19 protein-coding genes are annotated in these 20,362 nt (G+C 66.4%); 8 read left to right on the top strand and 11 right to left on the bottom strand.

What is annotated here, in order from left to right:
- Positions 1-42 precede the first annotated feature (42 nt).
- From RSO01_RS09415 to RSO01_RS09390, 6 genes are all read right to left on the bottom strand, one after another.
- Positions 43-894 carry an LLM class F420-dependent oxidoreductase gene (locus RSO01_RS09415; protein WP_147148501.1) on the bottom strand — a complete coding sequence of 284 codons (852 nt, stop codon included), beginning with the start codon at positions 892-894 and terminating at the stop codon, positions 43-45.
- Between the two features lie 95 nt (positions 895-989).
- A complete protein-coding gene (locus RSO01_RS09410; protein WP_147148499.1) occupies positions 990-1,934 on the bottom strand; it encodes an LLM class flavin-dependent oxidoreductase in 945 nt (314 codons plus the stop codon).
- Positions 1,931-2,782, bottom strand: coding sequence for an LLM class F420-dependent oxidoreductase (locus RSO01_RS09405; protein WP_147148497.1), 852 nt, complete (start codon positions 2,780-2,782; stop codon positions 1,931-1,933). Before RSO01_RS09405 ends, RSO01_RS09410 begins: the two co-directional genes overlap by 4 nt.
- Positions 2,783-2,809: 27 nt before the next feature.
- Positions 2,810-3,796 carry a phosphogluconate dehydrogenase (NAD(+)-dependent, decarboxylating) gene (gnd, locus tag RSO01_RS09400; RefSeq protein WP_147148495.1) on the bottom strand — a complete coding sequence of 329 codons (987 nt, stop codon included), beginning with the start codon at positions 3,794-3,796 and terminating at the stop codon, positions 2,810-2,812.
- Between the two features lie 66 nt (positions 3,797-3,862).
- Positions 3,863-5,005, bottom strand: coding sequence for an ABC transporter substrate-binding protein (locus tag RSO01_RS09395; RefSeq protein WP_147148493.1), 1,143 nt, complete (start codon positions 5,003-5,005; stop codon positions 3,863-3,865).
- Positions 5,002-5,880, bottom strand: a complete 879-nt coding sequence (locus RSO01_RS09390; protein WP_147148491.1) for an IclR family transcriptional regulator — start codon at positions 5,878-5,880, stop codon at positions 5,002-5,004. The genes RSO01_RS09395 and RSO01_RS09390 overlap by 4 nt, the downstream gene beginning before the upstream one ends.
- A 108-nt stretch (positions 5,881-5,988) precedes the next feature.
- On the opposite strand from RSO01_RS09390, the gene RSO01_RS09385 reads away from it, so the two are divergent.
- The 7 genes from RSO01_RS09385 to RSO01_RS09355 are packed head-to-tail and all read left to right on the top strand — an operon-like array spanning position 5,989 to position 14,176.
- Entirely contained in the window at positions 5,989-6,876 is an 888-nt protein-coding gene (locus RSO01_RS09385; protein WP_147148489.1) for a branched-chain amino acid ABC transporter permease, read from the top strand.
- The gene (locus RSO01_RS09380) at positions 6,873-7,814 is read left to right on the top strand and encodes a branched-chain amino acid ABC transporter permease (protein ID WP_147148487.1); all 942 of its coding nucleotides are present in this window, start codon (positions 6,873-6,875) and stop codon (positions 7,812-7,814) included. Before RSO01_RS09385 ends, RSO01_RS09380 begins: the two co-directional genes overlap by 4 nt.
- Positions 7,811-8,608: an ABC transporter ATP-binding protein gene (locus tag RSO01_RS09375; protein ID WP_147148485.1), complete on the top strand. Its 798-nt coding sequence runs from the start codon at positions 7,811-7,813 to the stop codon at positions 8,606-8,608. Before RSO01_RS09380 ends, RSO01_RS09375 begins: the two co-directional genes overlap by 4 nt.
- Complete coding sequence (locus tag RSO01_RS09370) at positions 8,605-9,336, top strand: ABC transporter ATP-binding protein (RefSeq protein ID WP_147148483.1); 732 nt, start codon at positions 8,605-8,607, stop codon at positions 9,334-9,336. Before RSO01_RS09375 ends, RSO01_RS09370 begins: the two co-directional genes overlap by 4 nt.
- A 3-nt stretch (positions 9,337-9,339) precedes the next feature.
- Positions 9,340-11,418, top strand: a complete 2,079-nt coding sequence (locus tag RSO01_RS09365) for a hydantoinase/oxoprolinase family protein (RefSeq protein WP_147148481.1) — start codon at positions 9,340-9,342, stop codon at positions 11,416-11,418.
- On the top strand, positions 11,415-13,151 hold the full coding sequence (locus RSO01_RS09360; RefSeq protein ID WP_147148479.1) for a hydantoinase B/oxoprolinase family protein: 1,737 nt from the start codon (positions 11,415-11,417) through the stop codon (positions 13,149-13,151). Before RSO01_RS09365 ends, RSO01_RS09360 begins: the two co-directional genes overlap by 4 nt.
- Positions 13,152-13,165: 14 nt before the next feature.
- Positions 13,166-14,176: an LLM class flavin-dependent oxidoreductase gene (locus RSO01_RS09355; RefSeq protein WP_147148477.1), complete on the top strand. Its 1,011-nt coding sequence runs from the start codon at positions 13,166-13,168 to the stop codon at positions 14,174-14,176.
- Here the strand turns inward: RSO01_RS09355 and RSO01_RS09350 are convergent.
- Genes RSO01_RS09350 through RSO01_RS09340 form a run of 3 tightly spaced genes read right to left on the bottom strand, consistent with a single transcriptional unit; the run spans position 14,173 to position 17,366 of the window.
- Positions 14,173-15,165: an LLM class flavin-dependent oxidoreductase gene (locus tag RSO01_RS09350; RefSeq protein WP_147148475.1), complete on the bottom strand. Its 993-nt coding sequence runs from the start codon at positions 15,163-15,165 to the stop codon at positions 14,173-14,175. The two genes, RSO01_RS09355 and RSO01_RS09350, sit on opposite strands and share 4 nt — an antisense overlap.
- 1 nt (position 15,166) lies before the next feature.
- On the bottom strand, positions 15,167-16,120 hold the full coding sequence (locus RSO01_RS09345; RefSeq protein WP_246158246.1) for an LLM class flavin-dependent oxidoreductase: 954 nt from the start codon (positions 16,118-16,120) through the stop codon (positions 15,167-15,169).
- Entirely contained in the window at positions 16,113-17,366 is a 1,254-nt protein-coding gene (locus RSO01_RS09340; protein WP_147148471.1) for a pyridoxal-phosphate dependent enzyme, read from the bottom strand. Before RSO01_RS09340 ends, RSO01_RS09345 begins: the two co-directional genes overlap by 8 nt.
- 79 nt (positions 17,367-17,445) lie before the next feature.
- On the opposite strand from RSO01_RS09340, the gene RSO01_RS09335 reads away from it, so the two are divergent.
- Positions 17,446-18,306 (top strand): TIGR03620 family F420-dependent LLM class oxidoreductase, encoded by an 861-nt coding sequence (locus RSO01_RS09335; RefSeq protein WP_147148469.1) that lies wholly within the window; start codon positions 17,446-17,448, stop codon positions 18,304-18,306.
- 23 nt (positions 18,307-18,329) lie between these two features.
- Here RSO01_RS09335 and RSO01_RS49425 read toward each other — a convergent pair whose 3' ends face one another.
- Together RSO01_RS49425 and RSO01_RS09330 are read right to left on the bottom strand one after the other, a co-directional pair.
- Complete coding sequence (locus RSO01_RS49425) at positions 18,330-18,458, bottom strand: hypothetical protein (RefSeq protein WP_281291429.1); 129 nt, start codon at positions 18,456-18,458, stop codon at positions 18,330-18,332.
- A gap of 9 nt (positions 18,459-18,467) precedes the next feature.
- Positions 18,468-20,234 carry a GNAT family N-acetyltransferase gene (locus RSO01_RS09330; protein ID WP_147148467.1) on the bottom strand — a complete coding sequence of 589 codons (1,767 nt, stop codon included), beginning with the start codon at positions 20,232-20,234 and terminating at the stop codon, positions 18,468-18,470.
- Between the last annotated feature and the right edge of the window lie 128 nt (positions 20,235-20,362).

Here is a 20,362-nt window from a genome sequence, read left to right as displayed (position 1 = left end):
GCGCTCCACATGAGCGGGCGGGAGCCCGCGGTCCGCGTATGACTATTTGACCTTCTGCGCGAGCTTCGCCCAGCGATCGAGGATTGGCAGGATCTTGTCGGACTTCTCCGAGTCGAGGCTGACGATGACGCGGACGACGCCCGCCTCCTGGTCACGCTTCAGCTCGCTCTCATCCTCCTTCGATTCCCAGATCGAGATGGGCAGCGAGGCGAGGTCGCGGTTGGCCTCCTTGGCCATCGCCTGGAACTTCGGGATCAGCTCGCGCACCTCAGCGTAAGCCTTGCGCCGGCGCAATGGCATCCAGCCGTCGCCGTAGCGCACGGCGCGGCGCGCGCCGTAGGGGAAGGCGCCGCCGACCAGCACCGGCGGGTGCGGCTTCTGCACCGGCTTGGGCCAGGCCATCATGGGATCGAACTTCACCATGTCGCCGTGATACTCGGCCTTGGACTTGGTCCAGATCACCTTCATGGCCTCGATGCGCTCGCGCACCAGCTTGTGGCGGCTCTCGAAGTCGGTGCCGTGATTCTCCATCTCGTCCTGGTTCCAGCCATTGCCGACGCCGAACAGGAAGCGTCCGCCGGAGACCTGATCGATCGAGGCCACCGCCTTGGCGGTCTGGATGGGATCGCGCTGGTTCACCAGGCAGACGCCGGTGCCGACCTTCAGCTTCTTGGTGACAGCGGCGGCTGCCGTCAGCGTCACGAAGGGATCCATGGCGTCGTAGTACTTCTTGGGCAGTTCGCCGCCGCCCGGCCATTCCGACTTGCGCGTCAGCGGGATGTGCGAATGCTCGGGCGCCCACACCGATTCGAAGCCGCGTTCCTCGAGCGCCGTCGCGAGCTCCGCCGGCGTCATGGAGTAGTCGGTGAAAAACATCGCCGCGCCGATATACATGGTTTCCTCCGGTGATTCCGTCGTCCTGAGCGCAGCGAAGGACCTCATCGCCGCTTGCAACCGGCATGAGATCCTTCGCTGCGCTCAGGATGACATTAGGCAGCCTTCGCTTTCTTCGGCCACCGCGCTTCGACCTGCGGCAGCACCTTGTCGATGAGCTTCCTGGTCTGGGCGATGATCGCATCGCCATCGGGTCCGACGGGCCGCAGGATGAATTTTTCGACACCGACGGCCACGTATTCGGCGACCCGGTCGAAAATCACCTTTTCGTCGCCGATGGCGAAATAGCCCGACGGATCGCGGCCCGTCCGCTTCTGGTAGGCGGCCATCGCGCCCGACAGCACGCTGTCGTTCGGGCTGCCGAAGTAGAATGGGAAGGCGGCGCCGTAGTGGTCCTCGTCGATGGTGCGGCCGGCCTCGGCCGTCGCCTTCTTGATCGCGGCAACGACCTTGCCGACAACGTCGGGAAGCTCGGCGCCGGACTGCCAGCCCGTGCCGTAGCGCGCCGTACGGCGGATCGCGGCTTCAGAAGATCCGCCGATCCACATCGGCAGGTCGGGCTGCACCGGCTTGGGCGAGATCGACGCGCCCCTGAGCTTGTAGTGCTTGCCTTCGAAGTCGACGCTGTCCTCGCGCCACAGCCGCGCGATGATCTGCAGCGATTCGTCAGTGCGGCGGCCGCGCGTCTTGGTGTCGATGTCGAGCGCCTCCCATTCCGGCCCCAGCGGGCTGCCAATGCCGAAGCCCGGCAGCAGGCGGCCTTCCGACAGCACGTCGATGGTGGCGCACTGCTTGGCCAGAAGCACCGGATCACGCAGCGCCAGCGACACGACGTTCATGCCGAAGCGCAGGCGGCGCGTGCGGCCGGCAAGCGCGGCCATCACCGCCATGCATTCCAGGATCGGCTGGCGGCTCACCAGCCGGTCGGTCTGCCACAGCGAATCGATGCCGCCCGCCTCGCAGAGATCGACCCAGCCCCAATAGTCGCTCGCCCCGGCGAAGGGGAACTCCATCAGGCCGAGGCCGATGGCGACGGTCATGCGGCCAGCGGCAGCTTGGCGAGCGGCGCGATCTTGTCGAGATAGCGCAGGATCTCGTCGCGGCTCTCGTCGGGGATCGCCAGCAGCGCGCTCTGGATGCCGGCCTTGTCGTAGCTCTCCAGCGCCTTTGCGTCGTTGGCCGCGCCGAACACGATGGTGGTGATCGTCGACGGATCGCGGCCCGCCTTCTCCGCCATCTGATGGAGATGCGCGACGCCCTTCACGACATCGAAGCCGCCGCGCGGACGCGGGAACCAGCCGTCGCAATATTCGATGACGCGGCGCAGGGTATGGTCGGTCTCGCCGCCCAGGATGACCGGCGGATGCGGCTTCTGCGCCGGCTTGGGCCACGACCAGACGCGGTCGAACTTGACGAACTCGCCGTTGTAGGAGGCTTCGTCCTTGGTCCACAGCTCCTTCATGGCCAGCACATGCTCGCGCATCTGCTTGAAGCGCGTCTGGTACTTGGCGCCGTGGTTCTCCATCTCCTCGACGTTCCAGCCGCCGCCGATGCCGAGGATGAAGCGGCCGCCCGACAGCTGGTCGAGCGAGGCGATGGCCTTGGCCGTCACGATCGGCTCGTGCTGCGGCACCAGCAGGATGCCGGTGCCGAGTTTCAGCTTCTTGGTCGCCGCGGCGGCGAAAGAGAGCGCCACGAACGGATCGTGCGTATGGGAATAGCGCTTGGGCAGCTCGCCGCCGCCCGGGAAGGGCGATTTGCGGCTGGCTGGGATGTGGGTGTGCTCGGGCACGAACAGCGAATCGAAGCCGCGGTCCTCGAGGGCCTTGGCCAGCTCCGCCATGTTGATTCCGTAATCGGCCGGGAAATAGAAGGCGCCAACACGCATCGCAGACCTCCTCTACCTATTCTCTACCTATTTCTTCGGTGCTTCGACGTGACCTCCGAAGCCCAGTCGCATCGCCGACAGGACCTTCTCGGCAAACGTATGATCCTGGCGCGACCGGAAGCGCACGAACAGCGACGCCGCCAGCACGTCGGCCGGCACAGCTTCCTCGATCGCGGCCTCGATCGTCCAGCGGCCTTCGCCGCTGTCCTCGACATGGCCGGAGAAGCCTTCCAGCTCCTGGTTCTTGGCCAGCGCGCTCGCCGTCAGGTCGAGCAGCCAGGACGTCACCACGCTGCCGCGCCGCCACACCTCGGCAACGTCGGCCAGGTTGAGGTCATAGCGCTCATCGGCCGGCAGCTTGGTGGAAGCCCGGTTGCGCATGATGTCGAAGCCTTCGGCGAAGGCCTGCATCATGCCGTACTCGATGCCGTTATGGATCATCTTCACGAAGTGCCCGGCGCCGACCGGGCCGGCATGGATGTAGCCCTGCTCGGCACGCGGATCGAGCTTCTCGCCTTCGCGTTCCTTGGTGCGCTCGACGGAGCCCAATCCCGGCGCCAGCGCCGAGAAGATCGGATCGAGACGATTCACCACGTCGGTGTCGCCGCCGATCATCAGGCAGTAGCCGCGCTGTAGCCCCCACACGCCGCCCGACGTGCCCACGTCCAGGTACTTGATGCCCTTGGGCGCCAGTTCACGAGCGCGGCGCACGTCGTCTTTGAAGTTGGTATTGCCGCCGTCGATGATAGCGTCGCCCGGCTTCATCAGGCCGGCGAGCTGATTGATCGTCTCTTCGGTGATCTTGCCGGCGGGCAGCATCACCCACACGGTGCGCGGCGCCTGCAGGGCCTCGATCATGGCCGGCACGGAGGTGACCGCAGTCGCGCCGTCCTTGGCCAGCGCTGCGCCGGGGGCGGGATCGGCGTCGTAGACCACGCAGGAATGTCCCGCGCGCGTCAAACGACGGACGATGTTGCCGCCCATCCGTCCGAGGCCAATGACACCGATCTGCATCTGCCGTCCGTCCCCCGGTGGCCCCAGTGGCCTTTTGGGGGGACGGACTTGGGCCGGACCCCCGGGTTATTTCACCTCAACGATGTCGGCCACGCCGACTTTCTTGTCCAGCACCGTTTGCAGGACCACGAAGCGTCCCGCGGAATTGTGGTCGTCGAAGGTTACGGTTTTGCCCATGACATTGACGAAGGTCATCTTCTTGATGGCGTTCTTGATGCCTTCGCCGTCGGTGCACTTACAGTCGGTGATCGCCTGGGCGATGATGCGGATGGCGTCGTAGCCGCCCCAGGTCTGCAGGTAGGGCTCGGACTTGTACTTGGCCTTGATCTTCTCGACGAACGCCTTGTTCTGCGGCGAATCGATGGTGGCGTTGTAGGTCCAGGCGCTGATCGACTTCTCCATGCCGCCGGCCTCGATGATCGGCTGGTTGCGCCCGCCGAGCTCGATGCGGCCGGTGTAGGGGATCTTGACGCCGAGCTGCATGGCCTGGCGCAGGAAGTTGATCGAATCGCCGCCGACCTGGAAGGTGGCGATGGCGTCGGGCCGGCGCTGCTGCAGGCGCGTCAGGATGCTGGTGAAGTCCGGCGCGTTCTGCGGATGGAAGTCGGTCGACACGACCTGCACGCCCGCCTTCTCGGCCACCGCCTTGAAGGCGTCGGCGCCGCCGCGGCCGAAGTCGGTGTCCTCGCCGACGATCGCGACGGTCTTCCACTGCTTCTTGTTGCCGAGATAGATGCCGAGCGCCTCCATCATCGCGCTGTCCGACGGGCTGATGCGGAACGAGTATTCGTTGCGCCCCGGACCGGCCAGCGCCGTGATCTGCGGGTTGGAGGCGATGCCGGTGATCATCGGGATCTTGGCGTCAGCCACGATCTTCATGCTGGCGAGATGGGCCGAGCTGCAATGCGCCCCCTCGATCGCCACCACCTTCGCCTCGACGAGCTTGTTGGCGACGTTGACTGCCTCGGAGGGGTTGCACTTGTTGTCGAGCACCATCAGCTCGATCTTGCGGCCACCGAGAAGGCCGCCGGCGGCGTTGATCTCCTCGACGGCGAGATTGACGCCCCACATTTCCCATTCCGACGCCACGGCAGCGACGCCGGTCTGCGGCGTCGATATGCCGATCAGGATCGGCGGCTGCTGCGCGCTCGCCTGAGACATGCCCCAAAGCGCAGCGATTGCGGTCGCCGCCAGAATCCTCACCCTCATCTCTTCCCTCCGTTGCGCTCCCCAAGAGCAGTCAAACGCGTAGCAGGCGGCATGCCAAGCTCTCCGGCGCCCAGCGTGCGCGAGATGCGCAGCGCCGCCGCCGTCACCAGGGGAATGCTCCCCTGCAAGGTCAGGCCGCTTTCCAGATATTTGGGAAAGGCCACACTGAGCGCGGCCACGACAGCGCCGGTGCGATCGGTGATCGGCGCGCCGACCGACAGGACCCCCGGAATGTTCTCCTCGACGACCGTGGCGTAGCCCTGGCGCCTCACCTTGGCGAGCGAGGCGATCAACGCCGCCGGATCGGTAACGGTGTGCGGCGTGATGGCCAGAAGCCTGCGATGGCCCAGAACCTTGCGGACCTCGCCGTCGTCGAGCGCCGCCAGCAGCACCTTGCCGGCCGCCGTGCTGTGCAAGGCCATCTCGCTGCCGATGCTGACCCGGATGGCGAGGCCGTCGGCCTGCACGGCCAGCAGGTAGATGGCACGGCCGGAGCGCAAGACCGAAACGAAGCCGTTGAGACTGTGCTCGTGCGCCAGGCGATCGAGCTCGCGCCGCGCCGTCACGAGATAGTCGACGCCGCGCTCGCCGCTCGCCCCCAGGATCATCGAGCGGTGACCCAGCCGATAGCGCGAGGTTTCGGTGTTCTTCTCGATATAGCCGCGGACGGCGAGCGACGACACCAGCCGCTGCACGATGGTCGGGCTGAGCTCCAGGCGCCGCGCCAGCTCGCGCACGCCGATGTCGCCGTTCTCGGCCTCGATCATCTCCAGGATGTCGAGCCCGCGCTCCAGCGACTGCGAGCCCGAACGTGCCGGGCGCGGTGGGGAGATGGTGCGGCGGGTGCCGGCTCGTTGTTCCGAATATCGGTACATCGTTGCGATAGTTGCACGTTCGCAGGATTCTTGATTATCTGTCAACGCACATCGGCCACGGTCGCGTTCGCGTTTTGGTGGTCCAGGAATTGCAACGCTGCGAGCCTCATGACCGTCGACGCCGTCTATCTTCTCCAGCTCACGTTGAATGGCATCACCCTCGGATTGATCTACGCCCTGATCGCCGTCGGCCTGTCGCTGATCTTCGGCGTGATGGAGATCATCAATTTCGCGCATGGCGAGCTGCTGATGCTGGGCGCCTATGCCATGACCTTCGCGCTGCCGGTGATGGGCCTGCTCTACTGGCCCTCGCTCGCCGTCGCCATCCTGGCCATCATGCTGGTCGGCTTCGTGATCTACGAGGTGCTGCTGGCGCGGCTCAAGCCCGACGAGTTCGAGCGCTCGATCCTGATCACGCTGGGACTGTCGATCATCATCATCCACGTAATGCAGTATTTCTTCACGGCGACGCCGCGCATGGTCGACACCCAGTACGGCTTCGAGGGCGTGTCGATCGGCTCGATCCGCATCACCTGGACGCGCATCATCGGCGCCCTTGCCGCCGCCGCCGCCTTTGGCGGCCTCTACCACGTGCTCCGCCACACCCAGTTCGGCCGCGCCATGCGCGCCATCGCCCAGAACCGCGAGGCGGCGCTGATGGTCGGCATCCGGCCGCGCGTCGTGGCGCGCAATGCCGTGGTGCTGGCGGCGGGCCTGTGCGGCCTTGCGGGCGCGGCCATCTCGCCCATCCAGCTGGTCACGCCCTACATGGGCCAGTTCCTGATCTTCAAGGCCTTCGCCCTGGTGATCATCGGCGGCCTGGGCAACATCCCCGGCGCCATCGTCGCGGCGATCGCGCTCGGCCTGATCGAAAGCTGGATCGGCGGCTTCTACGAGATCATCTGGCAGGAGGCTGCGGTCTTCGTGATCATGATCGCCATCCTGTTCGTGCGGCCCGACGGCCTGTTCAAGCGCGGGGGCATGCGCGTCGGATGAAGCTCGCCATTGCCCTCATCGCAGCGCTTGCCTTCGCTGCCCTGCCGCTGTTGACGTCGTCGAACTACATCATCGGCGTCGGCATCTCGGCGCTGATCTTCACCGTCGCCGCGGCGGCGCTCAACCTGATCTACGGCTTCACCGGCCTCCTGTCCTTCGCCCAGCTCGGCTTCTGGGGCATCGGCGGCTACGTGACGGCGCTCACCGTCGTCACCTTCGGCGGCAATTTCTGGTGGGGCGTTCTGTGGGCCGCGCTGGTCAACGCCGTCGTGGCGCTGGCGATCGGCTATCCGACCTTGCGCACCAACCGCCATGCCTTCGTGATCATGACGCTCACCTTCGCCTTGCTGGTCACGCTGATCGCGCGCGACTGGGTCGATCTGACGCGCGGGCCGCTCGGCATCCCCAACCTGCCCAAGCCCTCGGCCTTCGGCTACCACTTCGCGACCACGGCCCAGTACTACTGGGTGGCGTGGGCGTTCTCGGTGGCGATGCTGGGCTTCCTCTATGCGCTGTGCAGCTCGCGCATCGGCCGCACCCTGGTCGCCATCAAGCAGAACGAGCCGCTGGTGCGCGCCCAGGGCATCGCGCCGATGCCCTACAAGCTCTCGGCCTTCGCCATCAGCGCGGCGGTCACCGGTGCGGCGGGCGGCGTCTTCACTTTCCACCTCGGCATCATCGACCCGCTGTTCCTCGACTTCTATTACATGCAGACCTTCCTGATCATCGTGATCATCGGCGGCGCCGGAAGCTTCTGGGGCGTGGTCGCGGCCGGTATCGCACTGTCGGCCCTGCCGGAAATGCTGCGCTTCTCGGCCGACTTCCGCATGATCATCTACGGCGTGATCCTGGTGGTCGCCATGTTCGTCATGCCGACGGGCGTGGCGGGCTGGCTGCGCGAGCGCCAGATCGCCCGCATGCGCGAGCAGCTGCGATGAGCGCCATTCTGCAAGTCACCGAGCTGCGCAAGTCGTACGCCGGCGTGCATGCGCTGGACGGCGTGTCGTTCGCGGTTGAGGCCGGCAGCGTCACCGGCCTGATCGGGCCCAACGGCTCGGGCAAGAGCACGGCCATCGACTGCATCTCGGGCTTCCAGAAGCGCGACAGCGGTGAGGTCGTGCTGGCGGGCAACGACATCACCGGCCTGCCTGCCCATCAAATCGCCCGCGCCGGCCTGATGCGCACCTTCCAGACGGTGCGTATCTACGAGCGGCTGAGCCTGCGCGACAACCTCGCCATTGCGGCCCAGCAGTTCGACCCCGCCACCTGGATCGACGAGTTCCTGCGCACCCGGCGCTATCGCCAGGCCGTCGACAAGGCCGAGGTGCGCGCGCGCGAACTGGTCGAGTTGATCGGCCTGAAGCGCTACTGGGAGATCGAGACCGGCATCCTGTCCTACGGCCAGAAGAAGCTTGTAGCGCTCGCCGCAGCGCTGATGCCGCATCCCAAGATCGTCGTGCTCGACGAGCCGGTGGCTGGCGTCAATCCCACGCGCATCCGCGAGATCGAGGTGGCCCTGGCCGCGCTCAACCGCGCCGGCGAGACCTTCCTGATCGTCGAGCACAATGTCGAGTTCATCACCAACCTCTGCCATCGCGTGATCGTGCTCGACCAGGGCAAGAAGCTCGCCGAAGGCACAGCCGCCGAAATCCACACCGATCCTCGTGTGCTGGAAGCCTATCTCGGCATGACGCCGGAGATGGCCGAGGCAGAGATGCGAGGCGCGGCATGAACCCCGCACTCGAACTGGTCTCGGTCACGGCTGGCTACGGCGGTGTCCAGATCGTGCGCGAGTTCTCCGCCCGTCTGCAGGCGGGCACGATCACGACGCTGATCGGCGGCAACGGCGCGGGCAAATCGACGCTGCTCCGCGCCATTTACGGCACCAACCGCTTCTTCTCCGGCCAGATCGTCTTCAAGGGCGAGACCATCGAGCGCCTGCCACCGTGGGAGCGGCTCAAGCGCGGCGTCGGCTTCGTGCCGCAGGGCCGTTGCAATTTCCCGGCGATGTCGGTGGCCGAGAACCTGAAGATGGGCTGCTACACCCTGCCCAAGGCGGTGCACGGCTCCGCCATCGACCGCGTCACCGGCTCGTTCCCCATGCTGCAGCAGAAATGGCGCACCGATGCCGGCAACCTGTCGGGCGGCGAGCAGCAGATCCTGGAAATGGCCATGGTGCTCCTGGTCGAGCCGGCACTGCTGCTCCTCGACGAGCCCTCGCTCGGCCTGTCGCCCAAGATGCAGGGCGATGTCTTCACCACCGTGCAACGCATCGCGTCGAGCGGCGTCACCGTCCTGGTGGTCGAGCAGAACGTGCGCGGCGCCTTGCTGATCTCCGACCGCGCCCTGGTCATGGAACAGGGCCGGCTTTTCATGGAAGGCCCGGCGGACGAGGTGCGCAGCGATCCGCGCATCAAGCAGGCCTATCTCGGCGGCAACATTCATCAGACAGCGGCATAGGTCATGGAAAAAGCAAGATTGGCAGTCGACATCGGCGGAACCTTCACCGACCTGGCGCTGGAATGGGACGGCAAGCGCGAGAGCGTGAAAGTCCTGACCACGACGCGCGCGCCCGAGGAAGGCGTGCTGAGCGGCGTTGAGCAGATCCTGATGCTCGCCAAACTGAAACCGTCGGACCTCAGCCTGATCATCCACGGCACGACGCTCGCCACCAACGCCATCATCGAGCGCAAGGGCGCCAAGACGGCGCTGATCGTCACCGAGGGCTTCCGCGATTCCATCGAGATCGCCTTCGAGCACCGCTTCGAGCAGTACGACATCTTCATGCAGAAGCCGCCGCCGCTGGTGCCGCGCGAATGGCGCTTCGGCGTGCCCGAGCGCATGGACGGCCGCGGCAACGTGCTGATCCCGCTCGACGAGGCGGCCGTGCGGGCGCTGGCGCCCAAGCTCAAGGCCCAGGGCATCGAGGCGATCGCGGTCGGCTATATGCACGCCTATCTCGACGGCAAGCATGAGCGGCGCACACGCGACATTCTTTCGGAACTGCTGCCCGGCGTGTCGATCACGCTGTCCAGCGAAGTGTCACCCGAGATCCGCGAATACGAGCGCTGGTCGACCGCAGTGGCCAACGCCTACGTCCAGCCGGTGATGGACCGCTATCTCGGCCGCCTCGACGAGGCGCTGCGTAAGAAAGGCGTGGGCTGCCCTCTCTTCCTGATCACCTCGGGCGGCGGCCTGGCCGCGCTCGAGACCGCCCGCAAATTCCCGATCCGGCTGGTCGAATCCGGCCCCGCCGGCGGCGCCATCCTGGCCGCCGCGCTGGCGCGGCAGTGCGGCCTCGACAAGGTTCTGTCGTTCGACATGGGCGGCACCACGGCCAAGATCTGCCTTATCGACAATGGCGAGCCGCAGCATTCGCGCTTCTTCGAGGTCGCGCGGCAGTACCGCTTCCTCAAGGGCAGCGGCCTGCCCCTGCGCATCCCCGTCATCGAGATGGTCGAGATCGGCGCGGGCGGCGGCTCGATCGCTTCCGTCGATTCGCTGTCACGCGTGAACGTCGGCCCCGAGAGCGCCGGTGCCGAGCCGGGCCCCGCGAGCTACGGCCGCGGCGGCGCCGAGCCTACCGTGACCGATGCCGACGTCGTGCTGGGCCGCATCGATCCCGGCTACTTCGCCGGCGGCTCGATCACGCTCTCGCCCGACAAGGCGGGCAATGCCGTCGACAAGTCGGTCGGCACGCCGCTCGGCCTGAAGCGCATCGATGCCGCTTTCGGCGTGAGCGAGATCGTCGAGGAGAACATGGCCAACGCCGCGCGCGTCCATGCCGTCGAGCGCGGCAAGGAGCTGCAGGACCGCACCATGATCGCCTTCGGCGGCGCCGCGCCCATCCATGCCGCACGGCTGGCCGAGAAGCTCGGCATCCGCCGCGTCATGGTGCCGAGCGGCGCGGGCGTGGGCTCGGCCGTCGGCTTCCTGATGGCGCCGGTCGCCTACGAGGTCGTGCGCAGCCGCTACGTCCAACTCGACCAGAATTTCGACCCGGCCTACGTCAACAAGCTGTTCGCCGAGATGCGCGCCGAGGCCGAGGCCGTGGTCAAGGCGGGCGCGCCTGAAGCAAAGCTGATCGAGACGCGCACCGCCGACATGCGCTATCGCGGCCAGGGTCACGAGATCACCGTCAGCATGCCGCCCGGCGCGTTCGACGCGTCGTCGCGCGAAAAACTGGTGAAGCTCTACGAGGACGGCTACGCCGCGACCTTCGGCCGGACGATCCCCGGCCTCGATGTCGAGATCATGAACTGGACGCTGAGGCTCGCCGCCGAGCAGCCGGATCAACCCAAGGCGCCGCCGCAGCCGGCCGACAAGCCCGCCGCGGCGCGTTCCAGCCGCGCCGTCTACGACCCGGCCGACCAGGACATGAAGACCGTCCAAGTCTATCACCGCGCCGATCTGTCGATCGGCAGCCTCGTACCCGGCCCTGCCGTCATCGCCGAGGACGAGACGACAACCATCGTTCCGAAAAGCTTCGCCGCGAGGATCAACCCGATCGGCGCCATCCTGATGGAGAAGGTGCAGCCATGAGCTTCAACGATCCGCTTTCGCCCATTCGCCTGCAGCTGATGTGGGACCGCCTGATCGCGGTCGTCGAGGAGCAGGCGCTGGCCTTGATCCGCACCGGCTTCTCGACATCGACGCGCGAAGCCGGCGATCTTTCCGCCGGCGTGTTCGATCTCAAGGGCGACATGCTGGCCCAGGCCGTCACCGGCACGCCGGGCCACATCAACTCGATGGCCCGCGCCGTGCGCCACTTCCTGGCGAAGTTCCCGGCCCACACCATGAAGGAAGGCGACATCTTCCTGACCAACGACCCGTGGAAGGGCACCGGCCATCTGCACGACTTCACCTTCGTCACGCCGACCTTCCGGCGCGGCAAGATGGTGGCGATGTTCGCCTCGACCTGCCACGTCGTCGATATCGGCGGCCGCGGCATGACCACCGATGCGCGCCAGGTCTACGAGGAAGGCCTCTATATCCCGCTGATGCGCTTCGCCCGCGAGGGCAAGGTCGACGAGACGCTGGTCGAGATCGTGAGCGCCAATGTGCGCGAGCCGATCCAGGTCGTGGGCGACCTCTACTCGCTGGCGACCTGCAACGAAATCGGCTGCCGCCGCCTGATCGAGATGATGGACGAGTTCGCCATCGACGATCTCGATCGTCTTGGCGCGCATGTGCTCGAGAAGTCCAAGCAGGCCTCGCTCGAGCTGATTCGCAAGATCAAGCCCGGCACCTACAAATACTCCATGCGTGTCGACGGCGCCGACAAGCCGATCGACCTGGTCGCCACCATGACGATCGGCGACAGCGGCATCGACGTCGACTTCGCCGGCACCTCGGGCGTGTCGGCCTTCGGCATCAACGTGCCGGTCTGCTACACCGAGGCCTACGCCTCGTTCGGCGTGAAGTGCATCGTGGCGCCCAAGGTGCCCAATAACGAGGGCTCGCTGTCGGTGATCCGTGTCACCGCGCCGCCGGACTCGATCCTCAATGCCCAGAAGCCCGCGCCCGTCGCGGCGCGCCACGTCACCGGCCAGATGCTGCCCGACGTGATGTTCGGCTGCCTGCACCAGGCGCTGGGCGGCCAGGTGCCGGCCGAGGGCACGTCATGCCTGTGGAACCTGTTCGCCCTGGGCGGGCCGGGCTCGACGGGCGGCGATCCGTCCGAGACCGTGCACGCCAAGCCGTTCAGTGTCATGAGCTTCCATGCCGGCGGAACCGGCGCGCGGCCGGGCGCCGACGGGCTGTCGGCCACGGCGTTCCCGAGCGGCGTCAAGAACGTGCCGATCGAGGTCAACGAGGCGGTGTCGCCAATCGTCGTGTGGCGCAAGGAGTACCGCCAGGATTCCGGAGGCGCCGGCGAGTTCCGCGGCGGGCTGGGCCAGATCATGGAGGTCGGCACGCTCGACAAGGCGCCGTTTGCGCTCAGCGCCTACTACGACCGCATCGACCATCCGGCGCGCGGCCGCGAAGGCGGCCTCGCCGGCAAGGCGGGCTCGCTGACCCTGTCGTCGGGCAAGGTGCTGCGCGGCAAGGGCCTGCAGGAAGTGCCGTCGAAGGACCGCGTGATCATCGCCATGCCGGGCGGCGGTGGATTGGGCAACCCGCGCAAGCGGCCGGCCGCGGTCGTTGCCGAGGACGTACGTCAGGGATTCATCTCGAGCGAGGCAGCGCGCCGCGACTATGGCGTTGCGGTGAACGACGACGGCACGGTCGACGAAGGCGAGACCGCCAAGCTGCGCGCCATCGCGGCTGAGTAGAAGGAGACAAGACAATGCGTGTCAGCGCTGGCCTGCCGACCGGGATGGAAGGCTTGACCTATCCCATCCCGTTCTCCGACCCTGAGAACGTCATCAAGATCGCCCAGGCCGCCGAGAAGTACGGCTACGATTCGGTGTGGGGCAACGACCACATGACCACCCAGAACTACGTGCGCGCCGAGTTCCCGGTGCCGCCGCGTTTCTGGGAGCCGCTGATCACCTATGCCTTCGTGCTGTCGGAGACCAAGACCATCAAGGTCGGCACCGGCGTGATCGTGCTGCCGATGCGCCACGACATCGTGGTGCTGGCCAAGCAGATCGCGACGCTGGACCATTTTGGCAAGGGCCGGGTCGAGATCGGCCTCGGCATCGGCGCCTACCGCGAGGAGTTCAAGGCGCTGCAGCCGGATGCCAAGATGGACCGCGGCGACATCGTCGACGAAGGCCTGCAGGCGCTGAACCTGCTGTTCAAGGAGCGCGTCGCGAGCTTCGAAGGCAAGTACTACAAGTTCCGCGACGTCGAGCTGTACCCGAAGCCGTTGCAGAAGCGCATCCCGATCTATGTTGGCGGCAACAACCCCAACAACATCGCGCGCACGGTGAAGTGGGCCGACGGCTGGCTGCCGGCCGGCATGCATGTCGATCGCCTGCGCGCCGGCGTGAAGACGCTGCACGAGGAAGCCGAGAAGGCCGGCCGCGATCCCAAGACCATCGAAGTCTGCCCTCAGTTCGTGGTGCATGTCGGCAAGACCCGCCAGGCCGCCGTGGAAAGCTTCCGCAAGAGCCAGATGAACAAGCACCTGGTGTCGCTCTCCAAATCGACTCTGAAGGGCCAGGGCGCGGCCGCGCACGAGGACATCAACCTGATCGGCACGCCGGCGGAGATCGTCGACAAGGCCAATGCCTTCCGCGAGGCCGGCGTCACGCACCTGCTCGGGCTCTACTTCGCCGCCAACTCCGTCCAGGAGCTGATCGACCAGATGCAGATATTCGGCGAAGAAGTGACGCCGAAGGTGAAGGGCTAGAGAGCCACCTTGGCGAACCATTCCACCTGGTCCTCGAACTCGGCCATGCTGTCGGCCGGGATCATGAGAGCGCAGGCGTGGTCGACGCCGATCTTCCTGAGGCCGTCGATCTTCTCGAGGATGAGGTCGGGCGAGCCGACCAGGTTGGCCACCACCTGCTTGGTGAGGTCGCGGCCGGTATAGGCGAGCGACTTGCGGTGGGCGACCAGGCCCGATTCCATGTAGCGCCGCTCGGCTTCTTCCGCGGTCTTGGCGATGGTCAACGAGAACTGAGGCGCGATCTCGATCTCCCGCGGATCGCGACCGAACGCGGCGGCGCGCTCCTTCAAGGTCTTGATGCGCTCCTCGAGCTCGGGCCATGGCCGCCAGCCGGGCAGCCAGCCCGTGGCGATGCGCGCCGTGCGCTCGACGGTCTCCATGTTGTGGCCACCGATCCACAAGGCGAAGGGATCGGCCTTGGGCTTGGGATACATCTCGACGTCACGCACAGCGTAGTACTTGCCCTCGTGCGTCACCCGCCGCTCGCTGAACAGGCGGCGCATGAGCTCGATGCCCTCGTCCATCATCTCTCCGCGCCGCGCCTTGGGCGCCAGCCTGGGCGCCCAGGCGGCGAACTCCTCGCGATACGCGCCGATGCCCAGCGCCAGCACCAAGCGGCCGTTGGAGAGCTGGTCGATGGTCGCGGCCTGCTTGGCGAGCCAGAACGGATCGCGCATCGGCAGCACCGCCAGCGCCGTGCCGGCGCGGATGCGCGTGGTGGCTGCCGCGCAGAACGACAGCACCGTCAGGACCTCATAGAAATTCGGCGCCTTGTCGGGGAACAGCTCGCGCACATAATGCTGGCTGGTGATGTGGTCGTTGCCCCATACCGAATCGTAGCCCAGCTTCTCGCAGAGCTGGGCCATGCGCACGAAATCGCCGGGCTCGACGAAGGGGATGGGATACATGACCCCCTCGAAGCCGGTCGGCAGGCTGATGCTGAACTTCATTCTATCTCCGAACCGCGGCCAAAGCCGCCGCTATGGACGGAGCATCATCCATGCCACCGATCACGACCTCGTCGAGGCCGATGGCGCGATACTCCTCGAGCTTGGCGCGCACCTGATCGGGCGTGCCGCAGGCGGCGTGACGGCGCACCACATCGTCGCTCACCAGGCGATCGACCTCGGTCCAGTTCTCCGCGGCGTAGGCGATGGCGAGTGCGGCCTGGTCGAGCTTGGCGCCCGACAGGCGGATGTTTTCGGCATGGTGGGCGCCGCGCAGCACGAAGCCGATCGGCCGGCGGATCGGATCGATGCCTTCCTTCTCGGTGGCGCCGAGCTTGGTGTAGACGATGCCGACCTTCTGGAAGCCCGGGTTGGCGCTTGCCGCCTCGGCAAGGCAAGCCTTCACGAAGGGCGGCGAGGTCGCAGCCGAGATCAGCACGCCGTCGGTCGCGCGGCCGGCCAGCTTCAGCATGCGCGAGCGCGAAGCCGCGATCACGATGGGCACCTTGCGCCCACCATTGGCCAGACGCCGGCCTGCGACATGGAAGACCTGCCCCTGGAAGTCGGCCATCTCACCGTCGAGCAGCGATCGACAGATCTTCGCCGCCTCGTCGATGCTGACCAGCGGCTTGGTCGCCTCGAGGCCCGCCGCCTTGAGATCGGCCGGCGCGCCGGCGCCGAGGCAGAGGATGACGCGGCCGGGATACATCTCCTCGAGCGTCGCCGCCGCCATGGCGATGAACACCGGATGCACCGAGTAGGGGCTCATCGCCATCAGGGCGATCTTGATGCGCTTGGTGGCGCCGAGCGCCAGCGCCGCCATGGTGATGGGATCGCGCAGATAAAGGTGGCAGGCGATCCACAAGGTCGAGGCGCCACCCTCCTCTGCCGCCTTGGCCTGCGCCGGAATGTCGGTGACCGGCGCGCGGCCATCCATGGAGATGCCGAACTCAACCATGCGCGAATCCATAGGTGTTCTTGAGGGCAGCCATCAGCTCGGGCAATCCGCCGCTGACCAGCGGCGGCTCGGGCAGCGCCGTCTCGATCGGTCCCGGGTCTTTCAGGCCGCTCGCCGTCAGCAATGCCACGCAGCGTTCGTGCGGCGCGATGGTGCCGTCGGCGCGCAGGCGCTCGATGGCGGCGAGGGGCGCGACCGACGACGCTTCCGGCCAGATGCCTTCCTTGGCGGCCAGCGTCACCACCCAGCGCCTGAGGTCGTCGTCGCCGATCGTGACGGCGGCGCCGCGCGAGCGGCGCAGCACGTCGAGGCCCTGCACGGTCGCCTGGGCCGCGCCGATCGACGTCGCGATGGACGGTGCGTTGCGCGGCACCTCGGGCGGCATGACATCGCCGCTCGCCATGGCGGCGGTAAGCGAGCCTGAGACCTCGGCGGCGACAAACCGTGGCACCCGGTCGATCCAGCCCAGGGCCAAAAGATCCTCGAAGCCCTTCCACATGCCGAACAGCGCATCGCCGTAGCACACCGGCAGCACGCACCAGTCCGGCGGGTTCCAGTCGAACGCCTCGGCGATCTCGTAGGCGATGGTCTTGTAACCTTCCATGCCGTAGGGGTTGCTGCCGACGACGGGGCCGAAGAACGGCGAGGTCGGATACCAGCCGAACTCGCGCACGCCGAGCGACTGCAGGCGCCAGCGATCGGCCTTGTCGGTCACCTTCACCACCATGGCGCCGTAGGCGCGCATCTGCAGCACCAGAGGACCGGCCGAGCCCACGAAGGTGAAGACGACGCACGGCAGGCCGGCCTTGGCGGCGTAGGCCGCGGCGGCGGCACCGGCATTGCCCGACGAGCTCGAGGCGATCACCTTGGCACCGAAGCGCTTCGCCATCGTGAGCGCCCCCGAGGCCAGCCGGTCCTTGAACGACCAGGTGGGATTGCGCGACTCGTCCTTGATCCAGACATCGCCGAGACCGAGGTTCGGCGCCTCGAGCAGCGGCGTGTCGCCTTCGCCCAGACTCACCGCATCCTTGGCCGACGCCGGCAGGAAGGCATCCCAGCGCCACATCGATCGCGGTCGACGCTGCGTGTCATTGCGGCCGAGTCCGGCGCCGGGCGGCGCGTCGTAGGCGACGGTGAGATTGGCGGGAGCGCGGGCCGTTCGGCAGACCGGGCAATCGTCGGCGAAACGATCGACCGCATATCGGGCGCTGCACCGAACGCAAACCAGCGCACTGGGAGAAGGCATTTCGTACCTTACCGAGTTTCTGGTGGTGCCTCCAATCAGCCAGTGCCAAGGTGCGGCAAAATTCGGCAGGAGATTTACGATGGCACTGGGTCGTCTCGGAGTCTGGTACTCGACCGACAAGCTCAACGGCTCGCAGCTCGGCGAGCTGATGAAGACCGTCGAGGGCAACGGCTACTCGGCCTTCTGGTATCCCGAATCGCGCGGCTACGAATCGATGTCGCTCGCCACGCATCTGCTCTCCAAATCGAGCAAACTCACGATCGGCAGCTCGATCGCCAACATCTATGCCCGCGATTCCTACACCGCCAAACGTGCCTTGGTTTCGCTGAACGACTGGTACGACGGGCGTTTCATCCTCGGCCTGGGCGTCAGCCACATTCCGATGGTCGAGGGTGTGCGCGGGCACCACTACGACAAACCCATTCCAGCGATGCGGGCTTATCTCGACGGCATCAACAAGGACGTGCCGGCCGGCGAGGAGCTGCCCGTCGTGGTCGCGGCGCTGGGTCCGAAGATGCTGGCGCTCAGCGGCGAGAAATCGCAGGGCGCTGTTCCGTATAACGTAACGCCGCGGCACACCAAGCAGGCGGCGGCGATCCTGGGACCGGACAAGATACTCGCCGTCGAGCAGAAGGTGACGATCGAGACCGACGCCCACCGTGCCCGCACGCTCGGCCGCAAGGAGCTGGCGCGCTACATGGTGCTGCCCAACTATCGCAACAACTGGCTGCGCGAGGGCTTCACCGAAGCCGATCTCGCCAACGGCGGCAGCGACCGCTTCATCGACGCCATGTGCCTGTGGGGCGACGCCGACACCGTCAAGAAAGGCCTGCGGGCGCATTTCGAGGCGGGCGCCACGCATGTCTGCCTGCAGCCGGTGCACGCCGACGGCGACTTCGCCGCGCGCGATCGCATGCTGGCGGCGCTGGCCGACACCTGATGCTCACGGCGGTGGAGCAAGATTCAGATTACGGCGAGCACCCACAGGGACCAGCCCATCAGCAGCAGGCCGCTGACGAGCATCGAAGCGACCGCCAGCAGCAGCAGGACATCTGTTGCTTGAGTCGCGGCGGGGGTCGCTGGCTTGCTCATGGGGCGCCGTCAGTGCAAGACCCGGTTCTTGGCTCCGGCCATCTGAAGACGTGGGCTGCCGGCGGGGCGCCGCACGTCCGCCAGCATGGCGATGCCTGCGCCTTGGCTGCCCGCAGGCTGGTCTGCAATCATCGCTTCGTTGAACCGTCGGGCGGCGGCGGCAATCTCGGCAACCTTGGCGACGCGCTCGCCCACGGCGGCATGCCGTGATGCGCGCTTCTCGGCTTTCGATCGCGGAATCGCGCCGCGGATGCCCATTGCCTCGCTGCGGCCGATGAGGGCGTCGGCGTAATCCGCCTTCAGGCCCAGCGCGGCCTCGAACACGGTAACGGCGTGATCGACCTGGTCGAGCTTCAGCAGGACCTGTCCGAGACTGTGATAGACCTGGGGATGCGTCGGCTGCCTGCTGATGAGCTCGCAGTAGGCATCGGCCGCTTCCGCCCAGGCACCTCGCGCCTGCAAAGACTTCGCGAGCGCGTACCAGCTCGCGACCGCATTGGGCACGAGGGAAACCAGGAGCCTGAGGTGCTTCACCGCCATCAGGTGGTTGCCGCGCTTTGCCTCGGCCGTCCCGAGCAGGTGGAGCGCCCTGGCATTGCGCGGATCGACCTCGAGCACCTGCTGGCACGCGCGCTCGGCCGCCTCGAGCTTGTTCGCCTGATGCAGCTCGAACGCGCGCGCCACGACCACCGGCACGCCTCTGGGTTCGATCTTGCCGCGGAGATTACGCTGGTCCCTCGTGGTCAGGAGGAGCGACTTGAGGTGCAGCTCCTCGCAGCCGAACGAGTACTTGTAGGCCTCGTTGCCGCGCAGGAAATCGTACTTGGTGATGCCGTTGGCGATGGCGTGCCGAATGGCGTAGCCGTGCAGCACGAGCCCCGTCGGCGGGCCCTTGAAGTCTTCGTCGCGACCGCCGATGTAGAAGTTGTAGGTCTTTTTTCGATCGTCGACCAGGATTGCGAGCACGCAGATGGCGCGATCGCCATGCCACAAGACCGGCATGAACAGCGTCCCTGCGGCGAACGCCTTTCGCAACGCCAGGCGATTTGCACTGAGGATTGAGGGGAGCCGCCTGCCCTTTCGCGCGCCCCAGCGCGCCGTCCAGAGCGTGAGCATGTTCTCGATATCGCGCTCGAGCGTATCGGCAGTCGCGTGGGTGATACGGTAGTCGTCGGAACTCTCGACCTGACGCAGGAACCGGCGGATTTTCTGGCGCGTATTGGAACTGACTTTGGTTTCGAGAAACCGGTCCCAGTCGTCCGGCAAGGCGACGGATGGGCAAATGCTGTTGTCGGTGCCGTCGGGGTTCACGGCGCTTACTTGGGTGGTCATGAACGTGCTGGACGAGAAGCCGCGCAGGAAGAGCTCGGCCCGATGCTCGGAGGCGCGGAAATATTCGAGACGCAGACGTCTCCAGTTGAATTGCTGGATCTTGGCCGCCAACGCCGGCAGCGCCTGCTCCTCGAAGCCGGCCCGGCACAGGAAGCCGCAATAGTCCGAGATGTAGTTTCCGGCGAGATTGAGCTCGTTGACGAATTCGGTGTTGCGGCGCTCTCGCGTGCGCAGCCGCAGCGGCATCAGCGCCACATAGTCCGCGCTGTCGTCGTCCGGCCTGACCGCAAGGACGAAAACATCGTAGGCCCACGGCGCGTTGTAGGCGTCGAGCCAAGACCACGAGAGAAAGAACTGGGCCTCGGGGTCGGCGTCGTAGACGGCATCCCACTGAGGACGCAGCCTCTCGATCGCTTCTTTCCCCTCGATGATCTCCACCCGCATTGCATCTCTCCGTTTACCGCGCACAGAACCCAAGTCGGTCACTGCTGCTGGAGAACCGGCACGCCTATTGGGTAAACAGTTGAGACGAACAACGCAATTTTACTTGCGTGACCCTCGCCGATTGCAAT

It is taken from the genome of Reyranella soli, assembly GCF_007992495.1.
GTDB classification, from domain to species: domain Bacteria; phylum Pseudomonadota; class Alphaproteobacteria; order Reyranellales; family Reyranellaceae; genus Reyranella; species Reyranella soli.
The sequence above is the reverse complement of the archived record's forward strand: the minus strand, read 5'-3'. Positions and strand labels throughout refer to the sequence as shown.